We start from the raw sequence: 12,673 nt of genomic DNA on the forward strand, positions 1-12,673 counted from the left end.
CTTTTATATTAGCCGATCAGGCAGGGGCGTGTCCATTCGTAGGCTTCGGCATCAGGCGCTGCAGCAAACCAAGCCGTTCCCTCATACAAAAAGCAAAAACCTTTCCGATTCCGCTTCGCGGTTTCAGAAAGGTTTTTCTTTTGCTGCGCTTTATTTGTGGCTTTTCTTTTTCTTCGAACGTTTGTAAATCAAGTAACCGGCGTACAGCACCGTAAGACCGACGGCGCCCCACATAAGCTCGCTCATATAATTGGCGGCCGTCTCGTCGATATTTTTCCAATTCTCCCCGAGCGTTTTCCCCAAGTAGATGAATAGCATCGACCACGGAATAACCGCAAGCGTCGTCAGCAGCGTAAACTTGGAGAGCGGCATCCGCGCCATCCCGGCGGGAACGGATATCGCGTGACGGACGACCGGAATGAACCGGGCCGTAAAGATGACGCCAGTGCCGTATTTGTTGAACCACTGCTCCGACACGTCGATATGGTGCTTGTTGATGAATATGTATTTGCCGAACTTCTCCAAGATCGGTCTGCCGCCGTACCGGCCGATCCAGTAGACGAATATTTGCGCGATGACGCCGCCGATCGTACCGAACAAGACGGCGAGCCAATAGTTGATTTCTCCCAAGTAGACCATATACCCGCCGAACGCCAGTACAATTTCGCTCGGTATGATCTCGATCATCAAGCCGATCATGATGCCCCAATAGCCAAGGTCGGTCAACCATGCAGTCGCCGTATCGATAATACCATGAAGCCATTCGCTCATCCGTACCCAACTCTCCACCTGTAATAGAGCACTCCGCCATGCCGGCTTGTCTGCTCGTCCCCTATTCTATCATATGAAGGCGGATCACGCATCCAGACTATAGACGGGGCGCCGATTTCATTTCATCCTGCCTTCGCGACCGTCTATCCCCAGTCATGAGGAAACAAGCCCGTTCATACGCTAGTAAAGAAGAAGTACGTGACAAGCATCGGGGAGGCGGCAAGCCCGCTCCCTGCTTGCGCCAAGCTTTGCATGAGCCAGGAGCTTTAAGCTCCCAAGGGGAGGAGAAACGGTTGAGGAACGAAACATGGCGTCGCGATCCGCAAAAACGGGTGCAGGTAGTCGTGCTCGGCAGAAACAAGCTGCTGCTAGCAGTCGGAATTTTCCTGCTGGCTGCGGCATACCTGCTGTATGTCCGTCAGGAACAGGCCGCTTCGGTAACCGGTACGGCTGCCGCCGGCGAGCGCACGATTCATATGGTGACCGGAGAATTCAAATCTACGCTGCCGGACGGCAAAGAAATCGAGGCCTACCGCTGGGACCCCGGCACGATCGTCGTCCGCAAAGGAGAGAAAGTCAAGCTGAGCATTACCGGCGTGAACGGCGCAAGCCATCCGTTTATGATCGAAGGGCTCGGCATTAAAGGCGAGGTCAAAAAGGGCGAAGAAACGGTCGTCTCGTTTCAGGCGGATAAGCCCGGCGTATACCGGCTCATTTGCCTAACCCATCCCGACTTCGCGCACAGCGGCCCCATGATCGGCTATATCGTCGTGAACTGATTCAAGGCGTGTTTGCAAGCACCCCGCAGGACGCAAAACAGTAGCCCGGCGCCCGCCCTCTGCATATGGTAGAAGCAGAGAGGAGCGGTGATGCGTCTATGACCAAGCCTGCGGGCGAAAAACATACCGAAAAGCACAATGCCAATTTGCCGACGCTGCGCAAAATTCGCCGGGCCTGCAACAAAGAGCTGTACCGGACGATGAAGCGGCTGAAAATATGGGTCCCTCCGGCCCAGCTTGACGAAGCCGAGGAGCTTTATCTGAAAAAAGTCGTGCTGAATTTGCCATTCATCGCCGAGAATAGCAGCAACCGCAAGCTGCTGTCCGACTGGTGGGAGCAAAACGTATGCGAAGACATTGCGAAGCTGTGGAACGTCGAGCCGGCTGATTTGGCCAAAGCGTTCCGGGAAGCGTTCGGCGGTTGAGTCTAAGCACCGCGCGGAGCGGGATCGCCTACATTGGCGGAGCGAAGCCATTCGCAGAGAAAAAGGGCAATCCACGGTCTCGACAGACCATTGGAAAGCCCTTTTTTGGCACGTTTTGCACCATCGCAAGCGAAAGCGGATCAGCCTCGCCCGGACAGCGCGGTGATTTGCTCGTATTCGTACTTGGCGGCGCCTACGCCTCCATGCTTGACCGCGGCCGCCATGCCCCGGGCTACCGTCTCCGCCTGAATCGGCCTGTATTTACGCCAGGAGCCGATCATCGCAGAAGCGAACAACCCGCTTAGCCGTTCTCCGAGTCTCTCGCCGGGCCGGACCTCGCTGCGGTTTCCCAGCAGGAGCGACGGTCTGAAGATGTGCAGAGCGGGAATAGACAACCTCTGAAGCTCTGTCTCCAGCTCCCCTTTCACCCGGCTGTAGAAAAAGACGGAGCGCGGATCGGAGCCCACGGCCGTAACGCTAACGTAGGCGGAAGCGCCGTAACGCTCGGCCAGCCGTCCAAGCAGCAGCGGATAATCGAAGTCGACCTTGCGGAACCGCTCCTTCGTTCCGGTCTGCTTCATCGTCGTGCCCAGCGCGCAAAAGACGTCGGCTCCGCGTCCCTTCCCGCGCATCACTTCCGTCACCTGCTCATCGCTCCAGTCGGTCACAACCTGCGTCAGCTTCCCGCCTGCCGGTAATGCCGCCGGCTTGCGAACGAGGGCGACGACCTCCGCATAGGCCTCGTCAGCAAGCAGCAGCTTGACCAGTTCGCCGCCCACTAGGCCGGTGGCACCCGCTATGAGAGCCGTTTTGCCTTTTTCCGATTCACCCATCGTTTTGGGCCCCTTCCAGCCATTCGGGATGCGCAAACCAATCCGCGAGCGGCACCGAGCCTTGCACGCCAAGCAGCCTGTACAGAAACCGGTACGGCCTGCGAACAACGGATAAGTCCGGAACGTTCCGCACCGACGCATAACCTGCGAGAACCGGCCGTGCCGACCGGGCGTCCAGCACGTACTCCAATCCGATAAAGTCCAGCTCGGGCGGCGCAAGCACATAAGCTTCCGTGTCGACGATCGAGGTAATCCGGCCGCCTAAAGCGAGAAACTGCGAAGGGTCCATATCGACAAGGACGGGAGCACACGTTTCCGGTTCCCGCAGATGCGCCATTTCCGCCTTGACCGCGGCAAGCGTTTCGTTCATTTCGGGGGAGTCGCCATGCTCGCTCTGCACGAGATGCTCCATCGTCGCTAGCATTCGTTCGTGGAACCGGGCTTTGGGCTCATTTGGAGCATCCGCCAAATTGCCGAATACCTCGAAGCTGTGGCTGTGCACTTCGGCAAGCCAGCAGCCGAACGTATACAGCGCCTCATCGGGCAGATCCGCAAACCGCCGCAGCGGCACCCCCTCCATCTTTTCGACTACGAGGTATTGCTTATCCCCTATCGTCCGTTTCGCCAGCGTCTTCGGCGCAGGGATCGTCGCGATCCCGTTCAGCAGCTTGGCCGAACTCTCCATAAACTCCATTCGCCGCGGGTCGATGCCGAACAGCAGCTTGCAGCCGAGCCAAAACTCACCTTCAGGCTCGCCGCTCATCCGGGAGGAACGAACGACCACTTCCCGGGACGGCGTCTTGACCAGCCATACATCGCTGGCGTGCCCCGAGTAGCCGGGGTCCAGCACCAACACGTCTTCGATCGGCTCCCCCAGCAACTGACGAAACAGCCCTTGTTCATGCTCCTGCCCTTGCTCCTGCTCGCGCATCATCCGCACCCGCCTGCCTTTCGCTTTTTCACACGCCCAAAAGTCCTGCCCCTTACAACTGCTTCACGATCCGCTCAGCCATTTTGTCCCCGTTGTCCATGCAATCCGGAATGCCTACGCCGTAATACGAGCAGCCGGCGAGCAGCACATTTGGAAAGTATCGCTCCATCTTCGCTTCGAGCGACTTCACGATTTCGTGGTGCCGGATATGGTAGGTCGGCATCGACTCGTGCCACCCGGTCACCTGGTACGTAACCGGCTTGGCCGTTATGCCGAGACTGCTCTCGATATCGGCGAGCGCCACCTTCAGCAGCTCATCTTCCGAAAGCTTGCGAAGCGTCTCATAAACCGGATTGGAGCTTTTGTAAAACAAACGAACGAGCAGTTGCCCCCTCGCCGACGTATGCTCCCACTTCCGGCTCGTCCACGTGCAGGCATCGCAGCTCAGCTCGCTGTTCGCGGCTGCGATGAACCCGGTGCCGTCCTGCGGCAGCCGGTCGTCCGGCACGTCAAAGCCGATATAGATGCTGATTAGGGAGCTATCCTTGAGCTGATGGAAATCCTCATTCAACTCCTCCGACTCCAGCAGCGCCGCTGCGACCGTATGCGGCGTGCTCAGCACGACGAAATCCGCCTCGATCGTCCGGCCGTCTGCCAGCTCGACCCGGTATCGCCCCTCCTGCTTCCGAACGCTCGCCGCTCGCACCCCTTTGATTACGTCGACGCCGGATAACCGCTCCTCCAGCCTATCGATCAGCGATGAAAGCCCGCTCCCGAACGATAAAAACTTTTTGTCGCCCGTCCCTTTGAACTTCATCTTGTTGGCGGACAAGCCTTGGATGATGCTGCCGTATTCGTTTTTGTAATCTAGCAGATAAGGAAGCGTCGAAGCGATCGTCAAGTCTTGCAGCTTGCCGGAATAAACGCCGGAGAGCACAGGCCCGATCTGCCGTTCGACGATCTCCTTGCCGAGAAACGTTTCCAGAAACAGTCCGATCGAGTCGTTCTTCGTAAACGTTTCGTTTGTCGTATAAAAGTCCTTCAGCGCCTCTAACTTACCTTCGGCAGAAATGAGCTCGCTCTTCGCAAGCGACTCCACACTGAGCGGAATGCCGAACACCGCATCCTCCGGTATCCGCTTCAGCTCGCCATCGATATGGATGAACGAGACGCCGGTTCCGTTGTAGACGACGTCCTCTTGCAGTTGCAAGTCGTCCAGGATGGGCGCCACATTCGGCTTGCGGGTGACGATCGAATCCGCACCCGTCTCCATCAGGAACGGCCCGTCGTGAACCGTGTTAATTTTACCGCCTAATTTATCATTAGCTTCGATCAGGACGACGGAAGCTTGCAGCTTGTTCGTTTGAATCGCTTGGTTCAGCCGATACGCGGCATATAGTCCGGTAACGCCTCCGCCGATAACAACGACTGTTTTCAATGTCGACACCTCTAAGCTTTGTGTAATAGCCGATCCTCTTCAGTATAACACACGGCCCAGACAACATCGAAAAGTCGATTTGATGAACATCATCCGCGTGATTGCTGGTTCGGCTGCGACGGAGCTTACCGGGCAGATCTTCGAATTCCCCTCTCTGCAGGCAGCGGGCGACTATACATACCGACCTGGCTGCCCCTCGCCTGCCACGAGCTTGCTAAATAAGAGCCTCTGGAGCGTCTTAATTCATTTTATTTGCGTGCTTCTTAGGCATAGCAGTCTTTTGGGCCTCTTATTTCGGGCTAAAACCGTTCGGGGACCAAGTGCACCGGAGCATAAGCGGCTCAAAAGACCGTTATTTTTCCAAATCTGCGATTTTCAAGAAGAATAAGAGGCTCAAAAGGCTGTTACTTGCTAAGTGGCTGGCATGAGGCCATGGCAGCGGTACGCCAACATGCCGTCACACAAAAAACAGTCTCCGACGAATGCTCAAAACGAGCACCCTACGAAGACTGTTCAAGCTAGCCGATCCGCGTCAGCGCCGCCAGCAGCGCATCCATATCCTCATCCGTACCGATGCTGATGCGCAGCTTGTCGGACAGACGGGGGAGATCGAAATAACGGACATAAATATGCTCCTGCAGCAGGCGGGCGTACAGCTCCTTCGCCGAAACCCCATCTGACGGCGGCGCGGCGAGCACGAAATTTGTGACGGAAGGAATGACGCGCCAGCCGCGGCGGGTCAGCTCAGCCGCAAACCGGTCGCGCGTTTGCGAGATCCGCGATACGGTGAATTTTACGTAGTCCATATCCGCAAGCGAAGCTTCTGCCGCAAGCTGCGCGACCGCTCCGACGCTGAACGTCTCTCTCGCCTTCTGCATCGCCCGGATCAGCCGCTCGCTTGCGACCGCGAAGCCGATTCGCGCTCCGCACAACGCGTAAGCTTTGGAGAACGTCCGCAGCACGATCAGATGCTCGTATGTCTCGATCAGATTCATCACGGAGATGCTCTCCGGGGCAAAATCGATATATGCTTCGTCAACAACGACAAGCCCGTTGTACGTTTGCAGCAGACGTTCGATCTCCGGCGCCTGCAGAGGAATGCCGGTCGGCGCGTTCGGGTTGGCGATAATGATCGCCGCGGCATTCGTCTCGGCGAGGCGCCGCGTATCGATACGGTACTCATCGTCCGTAGGCACAACGACCGGCTCGACTCCGAACGTACGGGCCACGGTTTCGTACAACCCGAATGTCGGGTCGGGAATCGCTACGGCGTCCCCTTCGCGCAGCAGCGTCTTGTATAGCAGCGTAATGAGCTCGCTCGAGCCGTTGCCGCAAATGATCCGGGAAGCCGGAATGCCGTGTACGGCGGACAGCTTGCGGCGAAGCTTGTCGCACAAGGCGTCGGGATACTCGCGGAACAGCTCGGGGCCGATTCCGCGCAGCGCATCCGAAACGCTGGGCGAAGCGGGATAAGGACTTTCGTTCTGGTTCAGCTTGATCGCTCGGACTCCGTCTTCCGGACGCTCTCCGGCAACATAAGGACTCAGGGCTGCCTGGGGCGTCCGGCAATGATCGTAACGAATGTAAAGGAGGACATGACAATGGGAAACCAATTGTTCAAAGATTCGGTTGAAACGACGCTGAAAGTTATCGGCGGGAAATGGAAGATGGTCATTCTCTGTCATTTGACCGACGGCGTTAAACGATTCGGGGAATTGAAGCGGGCGATGCCCGACATTACGCAAAAGATGCTGACCCAGCAGCTGCGGGAGCTGGAGCTGGACGGCATCATTCATCGGGAAGTATTCAGCCAGGTGCCGCCGAAGGTCGAATATTCGTTGACCGACTACGGCGAAACGATCCATCGCGTGCTCGGCGTTATGGCCGACTGGGGGCAGAAGCATCAGGAGCGATCCGAACTCGTATGAATTTTTAACCAGACTTAGACCGTCAGCCCTTGCGGCAACGGTCTTTTTGTCGTCCATAGTATCCATATGGGTACTACGTCACTAAATAGTGCGTACTTCCATTTTAAATCCCATGTTCGTACAATAAGTCCCGTGGTCCACACCAACTATCCCGAGGAGTGATTCATTCATGGAACTTCAATTGGCTCTTGATCTGGTCGACATTCCGCAAGCCAAACAACTGGTACAAGAAGTGGAAGCTTATATAGATATAGTCGAGATCGGCACCCCTGTCGTCATTAACGAAGGGCTTCATGCCGTCAAGGCGATCAAGGACGCTTTTCCGGGTCTGCGCGTTTTGGCCGATTTGAAAATTATGGACGCGGCCGGCTACGAGGTCATGAAGGCATCCGAGGCAGGAGCCGATATCGTAACCGTTCTAGGAGCTTCGGAGGATATGTCGATCCGGGGGGCGGTAGAGGAAGCGAAAAAGCAAGGCAAACAAATTCTCGTCGATATGATCGCCGTTAAAAATCTCGAGCAGCGCGCGCAAGAAATCGACGCGCTCGGCGTGGACTATATTTGCGTCCATACCGGCTACGATCTGCAAGCGGTCGGCAAAAATTCGCTGGACGATCTGCGGACGATCAAACGCGTAGTCAAACAGGCGAAGACGGCCATAGCCGGCGGAATTAAATTAAGCACGCTGCCGGAAGTGATCAAGGCGAACCCCGATCTGGTCATCGTCGGCGGAGGCATTACCGGACAAGCGGACAAGCAGGCCGCTGCAGCCGAGATGCGCAGCCTGATCGCGCAAGGATCTGCGGGCCGATGAGCGCCAATCCGTACGTAGCCGAAATACTCGGCGAACTGAAGCAGGCAGCCGAGCAACTCGATGACGGGCAAGCCGAGCTGCTCGCTTCGCGAATAGGGGAAGCGAGAAAGCTGTTCGTAGCCGGGGCTGGGCGTTCCGGCCTGATGGCCAAAGCTTTTGCCATGCGTCTGGCGCATCTGGGCTTGAACGCTTATGTGGTGGGCGAGTCGGTTACGCCTCCCATCGGAGAAGGCGATTTGCTTATTCTCGCAACGGGCTCCGGCGAAACGCGCAGTCTCGTTTCCATGGCGGAAAAAGCGAAAAGCGTGCAAGCCGCCGTCGCGGCCGTAACGATACGGCCCGAGTCGACGATCGGACGGCTGGCGGACCTCATCGTCAGGCTCCCCGGCTCGCCGAAAGAACAAGCGGGCAGCCAAGCTGCAACAGTCCAACCGATGGGCTCGCTGTTCGAGCAAACCCTCCTGCTTTTCTTCGACGGAATGATTCTGCGGCTGATGAAGCGTTGCGGCCATGACTCGGCTGCCATGTTCGGCCGGCATGCCAATCTGGAATAGGCTCAGCCAGAGTCGGAGTCGGAGCGCGACCCCGACGGGGCCGCGCTCCCGCAATCATCGCATTCCACGCGATTGCGGCCGCCGTTTTTCGCCCGGTAAAGCGCCTTGTCCGCCCGCTCGATCATATCCTCCAGCGTGTTCGTGCCGTACTTGCGCTCCGGCTTGGACTGGGAGACGCCGATGCTGATCGTAATCGCGATCTCCCGCTCCTCGTCGCGGTACGGCGTGCGGACGAACGAGGCCCGGATCCGTTCGGCCAGCTCGCGGCCGCAATGTATGGGGCAGTTGGTAGCCAGTACGACAAACTCCTCTCCGCCGTAGCGGGCCACCACATCGGAGCGGCGCACGCAGTCGACAAGCAGAGAAGCAGCATGCTTCAGCACCCGGTCGCCGATCAGATGACCGTACGTATCGTTGATTTTCTTGAAATAGTCGACATCGATCAGCAGAATGCTCGACGAATTGCCGGCACGCGCAGACGCCTCCTCGATTTTGGCCCCCTCGTTCATCAGAAAACGCCGGTTGTACACATCCGTCAAATGATCCACTACCGCAGATTCCTCGAGTAGTTGAACAGTCGTCTGCAGCTTGTCCGACATTATATTGAAGTTGTCGGAAAGCTCTTTAAGCTCCGAAGGCGCGTTCCGAATGACGGCCGGATCGATCCGGTAGCCGAATTCACCGCTGCGAATCCGCTTCGTCCCGTACAGCAGATGGGCCAGCACCCGGCTGATTTTGCGGGTAAACAGCGTTGCCGCGAAATAGGTGAGCAGCAGGATCAGAGCGCACGACAGCGCGAGCGCGACAAGCAGCCGGTAATACGGCTTGTACACATCCCGCACGCGCGTCTCGCCTATAATGAGCCATTCGCCGTCCGCCGTCCAGGCGTAAGCGCCGAACACCCGCTCCCCGCTGCGGTTTAAATACGCTTCCCGGCTCTGCACGCCCGCCAGCGCTCTCTCATAAATGTCGGTCGTGTATTGCTCGCGTGTCCACTCGTCTTCCGCCTCGCCCTTCAGCTTCGTCAGCCGGTACCCGGACTTGTTCAGCAAAAAGGTTTCGCCATTATCGCCGAACTTGAACTCGTTCACGATCGAGTCGAGCATGGACACTTTCACCGAGCCCAGCACCGCTCCTGCAAACGCACCGTCCTTGTTCAGCACCGGAGCGATAAATACAAGCATCGGTTTTCCGCTCAAGCGGCCGGAGATCACATCGGATACGTTCGCTTGCAGGCTGCGCGCCGCGAGAAAATAACTTCTGTCGCCAATGCTCGTCTCGGCGGGGGTCTCGTCCATTTGCAGCAAAAACTTGCCGTCCTTGTCCGCAAAAGCAAAGGAATCGAAATCGCTATGCGATTTTTTGAATAAACGGAACTGGCTGCCCATCTCCTGCATATTCAAGGAACGGGCAGCCTGCGTTTCAGCCAAATAGCCGATATCGGACAGCCGTTGGCTTTTCCACTTGTCGACATATAGCTTCTGCAAATCGATCGCTTCCTGGAGCGTGGCATGAATTTCTCTTTCTTTAATGACTTTGCCGAAAAAAGACATGAACGCCAGCACAAGCAAACACATCGACAGGATCATTAAAGCTACCAAAAGCCGCAGACGGCCTTTTAACGAATAAACCCGAAACTTGCCGAACAAGACCCCGCCCCGCATCCGGTCAACTCCACCTCAGTTTGCAACTTTTCTGTCAATCGAGCGCGACTTCCTTGCCCGGATTCCGCCCATATTCGAACATAAGCCGAATTTGCGATTCCGTAGCCCGGTTCAGCGACAGCTCCAGTCCCGCCAGCTCGCTTTCGGCAAAAAAAGCGGCGGCGGACGTTTCCAGTCCGGCCTCGAGCGAGCCCCCGATCTGCTCGCACAAGATGAATAGCTTGTATATATAATACGCCTCCGGCGGATGCGGGTGGCATTTCTTGTCCAGCACCGCGAGCAGCTTCACCGCGCGGACGAGCAGCCCCGACTCCTCGCGGATTTCCTTGACGGCGACCTCCTTCGGCGTATAGCCGATGTCGGCCCATCCTCCGGGCAGCGTCCATTTGCCGTCGGATTTTTCGCGGACGAGCAGCAGCTTGCCGTCCTGGAACACGACGCCGCGCACGTCGACCTTCGGCGTCGGATAACCCGTCTCGGAAGCGAACAGCTCCTTGACCACCGCGTACGGCAGTCCGGTCTGTTCGCGCATCATCGCGATGCTGATCTCCCGCAGCTCCTCGTAGCGTTCGAGGTCGTATCCGTCTTTGGCGTAAGTTAGCCCCGTCTGAGCAATCGCTTGAATGCGCTGCGTCCACTCCAGCCAGCGATTTTCGTTCATCCGCAAAGCCTCCTTCCTCGTCCCTGTCCGTATGTCGAAGCGGCCCGGCAAGCTTATCCGATCGCTGCGGCGCTCTCCAGTCTCATGGAGAAATGGCGCGTGCCGCTGCCGTCAGGCTCGAAGACGACGGTCAGCAGCGAACGGCCGCTCCGGTCGATCGTACCGTCCAGCTCGTAGCGCTGCAAATCGAACGGAAGCGTCTCGATGACGGCGTGCTTGTGCAGCTCCTTCTCCGTAAGGCCGAGCGCGGCAAACGCCGGAGACACCCGCTGCGGCTGTTCCGCCAGCATCCGCATGCCGCGGAGCTGCGCTGTTTTGTCGAGCGTGAAGTCCCACCATATTTTGCGCGGCTTGTATTTGTGATTCAGGAAATAGTCGAGCTTCATCAGCCCTTCGATGACCTCGAAGTCGGCCGTGCCGCGGTCCAGCAGGAACGCCTTCAGCCGTTCGAACAAATCCTCGAGCTGATGGCCGATCTTCTGCCAGCCCCGCTCCTCCCAATAATCGCCGAACAGCTGGAAGAAGTCGAACGCCGAGTCGAACTCACGGTCGATTAAATACCGGACGGTCCGGTCCATCCTGTGCGCGTTCCAATACTTTTCGAGCACATCCTCCACACGCTTGATCCGCATCAGGTCGGAAAACGGCAGGATGGCGTTGCCCAGTATCTCGTAAGGGGAGTGATCCATATAAACGTAGCCGTATTTGTCCGCGTCGTGACGAAGACCGGTTCCGCGCAGCATTTTCAAAAACCCGAGCTGAAGCTCCTCGGGACCGAGAGCGAACACGTCGTTAAACGTTTTGCGGAACGAGGCGTAATCCTCCTCGGGCAAGCCGGCGATCAAGTCGAGATGCTGATCGATTTTGCCGCTCGCCTTCACCATGCTGACCGTTCGCGTCAGCTTGGCGAAATTTTGCCGCCGTTTGACTAGCTCGTTCGTGGCATCGTTCGTCGACTGTACGCCGATCTCGAACCGGAACACCCCGGGAGGCGCATGCTCGGCCAAAAAGTCGAGCACCTCGGGACGCATGATGTCCGCGGTAATCTCGAACTGGAATACGCAGCCACGATGGTTGTCGATCAGAAACTGGAAAATGTCCATCGCATATTCCCGTTTGATGTTAAATGTGCGGTCGACGAACTTGATCAGCTTCGCCCCGGAGTCGATCAGATGCAGCAAATCGGCCTTCGTCCGCTCGATGTCGAAGTAACGAACGCCAACCTCGATGCTGGATAAGCAGAACTGGCAGCTGAACGGGCAGCCCCGGCTCGTCTCGAAATAAACGACGCGGCTGGCCAGCGCAGGCTCGTCCTCGGCAAAGCGGTGCGGCGACGGAATGTCATCCAGGTTCAGCTTCGGCCGGCCCGGATTGACACACACCTCGCCCGCCTTGTTGCGGTAGGCGATGCCGAACACGAAGTGAAACTTACGCGAGGCGGACAGCTCCCGCAGCAAATGGAGAAACGTCTCCTCCCCTTCGCCCATGACGATGCAATCCACCTCGGGAATCCGGTTCATCCAGTATTCCGTATCGTACGATACCTCGGGACCGCCGAGCACGATCGTAAGCTCCGGCTTGATCTTCTTCAGCACGCTGATGACGCGGATCGTTTCCTCGATGTTCCAGATGTAACACGAAAAGCCGATCACGTCCGGATCGCGGCGGAACAGATCGCTTACAATATTCATAACGGGATCTTTAATGGTATATTCGGCCATATCGACATCGAACTCGTCCCGGCAGAACGCTTTCAAATAACGCAGCGCGAGACAAGTATGAATGTATTTGGCGTTTAAGCTGGATACGACGACTTTCATGGAAACCGTCCTTTCGTTCTCATCCTCTCATTGTACACGAAATAGGGGTCGCAAC

General features: G+C 57.2%; 13 protein-coding genes. 5 read left to right on the forward strand and 8 right to left on the reverse strand.

The window, feature by feature from the left end; translation table 11 throughout:
* Positions 1 to 150: 150 nt before the first annotated feature.
* Positions 151 to 771: an undecaprenyl phosphate transporter UptA gene (gene uptA / locus D7M11_RS29015; protein WP_120750771.1), complete on the reverse strand. Its 621-nt coding sequence runs from the start codon at positions 769 to 771 to the stop codon at positions 151 to 153.
* 404 nt (positions 772 to 1,175) lie between these two features.
* Between uptA and D7M11_RS37540 the strand changes: the two genes are divergently transcribed.
* Together D7M11_RS37540 and D7M11_RS29025 are read left to right on the forward strand one after the other, a co-directional pair.
* Positions 1,176 to 1,550, forward strand: a complete 375-nt coding sequence (locus D7M11_RS37540) for a cupredoxin domain-containing protein (protein ID WP_240041355.1) — start codon at positions 1,176 to 1,178, stop codon at positions 1,548 to 1,550.
* 98 nt (positions 1,551 to 1,648) lie between these two features.
* Complete coding sequence (locus tag D7M11_RS29025; protein WP_120750773.1) at positions 1,649 to 1,975, forward strand: dehydrogenase; 327 nt, start codon at positions 1,649 to 1,651, stop codon at positions 1,973 to 1,975.
* Positions 1,976 to 2,115: 140 nt separating this feature from the next.
* Here D7M11_RS29025 and D7M11_RS29030 read toward each other — a convergent pair whose 3' ends face one another.
* From D7M11_RS29030 to hisC, 4 genes are all read right to left on the reverse strand, one after another.
* Positions 2,116 to 2,808: an NAD(P)H-binding protein gene (locus D7M11_RS29030; protein WP_120750774.1), complete on the reverse strand. Its 693-nt coding sequence runs from the start codon at positions 2,806 to 2,808 to the stop codon at positions 2,116 to 2,118.
* Positions 2,801 to 3,742 (reverse strand): phosphotransferase, encoded by a 942-nt coding sequence (locus D7M11_RS29035; protein WP_240041353.1) that lies wholly within the window; start codon positions 3,740 to 3,742, stop codon positions 2,801 to 2,803. Before D7M11_RS29035 ends, D7M11_RS29030 begins: the two co-directional genes overlap by 8 nt.
* A gap of 49 nt (positions 3,743 to 3,791) precedes the next feature.
* On the reverse strand, positions 3,792 to 5,177 hold the full coding sequence (locus D7M11_RS29040; protein WP_120750775.1) for a protoporphyrinogen oxidase: 1,386 nt from the start codon (positions 5,175 to 5,177) through the stop codon (positions 3,792 to 3,794).
* A gap of 518 nt (positions 5,178 to 5,695) precedes the next feature.
* On the reverse strand, positions 5,696 to 6,790 hold the full coding sequence (gene hisC, locus D7M11_RS29045; protein ID WP_240041354.1) for a histidinol-phosphate transaminase: 1,095 nt from the start codon (positions 6,788 to 6,790) through the stop codon (positions 5,696 to 5,698).
* On the opposite strand from hisC, the gene D7M11_RS29050 reads away from it, so the two are divergent.
* The 3 genes from D7M11_RS29050 (at position 6,779) to hxlB (ending at position 8,473) form a co-directional block, all read left to right on the forward strand.
* The gene (locus D7M11_RS29050) at positions 6,779 to 7,105 is read left to right on the forward strand and encodes a winged helix-turn-helix transcriptional regulator (RefSeq protein ID WP_120750816.1); all 327 of its coding nucleotides are present in this window, start codon (positions 6,779 to 6,781) and stop codon (positions 7,103 to 7,105) included. The two genes, hisC and D7M11_RS29050, sit on opposite strands and share 12 nt — an antisense overlap.
* Before the next feature lie 169 nt (positions 7,106 to 7,274).
* Complete coding sequence (gene hxlA / locus D7M11_RS29055) at positions 7,275 to 7,919, forward strand: 3-hexulose-6-phosphate synthase (RefSeq protein ID WP_120750776.1); 645 nt, start codon at positions 7,275 to 7,277, stop codon at positions 7,917 to 7,919.
* Positions 7,916 to 8,473 carry a 6-phospho-3-hexuloisomerase gene (hxlB, locus tag D7M11_RS29060; RefSeq protein WP_120750777.1) on the forward strand — a complete coding sequence of 186 codons (558 nt, stop codon included), beginning with the start codon at positions 7,916 to 7,918 and terminating at the stop codon, positions 8,471 to 8,473. Before hxlA ends, hxlB begins: the two co-directional genes overlap by 4 nt.
* 2 nt (positions 8,474 to 8,475) lie before the next feature.
* Here the strand turns inward: hxlB and D7M11_RS29065 are convergent, their stop codons facing one another.
* The 3 genes from D7M11_RS29065 to D7M11_RS29075 are packed head-to-tail and all read right to left on the reverse strand — an operon-like array spanning position 8,476 to position 12,618.
* Positions 8,476 to 10,137: a sensor domain-containing diguanylate cyclase gene (locus D7M11_RS29065; RefSeq protein WP_120750778.1), complete on the reverse strand. Its 1,662-nt coding sequence runs from the start codon at positions 10,135 to 10,137 to the stop codon at positions 8,476 to 8,478.
* Positions 10,138 to 10,171: 34 nt separating this feature from the next.
* Complete coding sequence (locus tag D7M11_RS29070; RefSeq protein ID WP_120750779.1) at positions 10,172 to 10,798, reverse strand: NUDIX hydrolase; 627 nt, start codon at positions 10,796 to 10,798, stop codon at positions 10,172 to 10,174.
* 53 nt (positions 10,799 to 10,851) lie between these two features.
* Positions 10,852 to 12,618, reverse strand: coding sequence for a B12-binding domain-containing radical SAM protein (locus D7M11_RS29075; protein WP_120750780.1), 1,767 nt, complete (start codon positions 12,616 to 12,618; stop codon positions 10,852 to 10,854).
* Between the last annotated feature and the right edge of the window lie 55 nt (positions 12,619 to 12,673).

This window comes from Paenibacillus ginsengarvi (genome assembly GCF_003626695.1).
GTDB classification, from domain to species: domain Bacteria; phylum Bacillota; class Bacilli; order Paenibacillales; family NBRC-103111; genus Paenibacillus_AB; species Paenibacillus_AB ginsengarvi.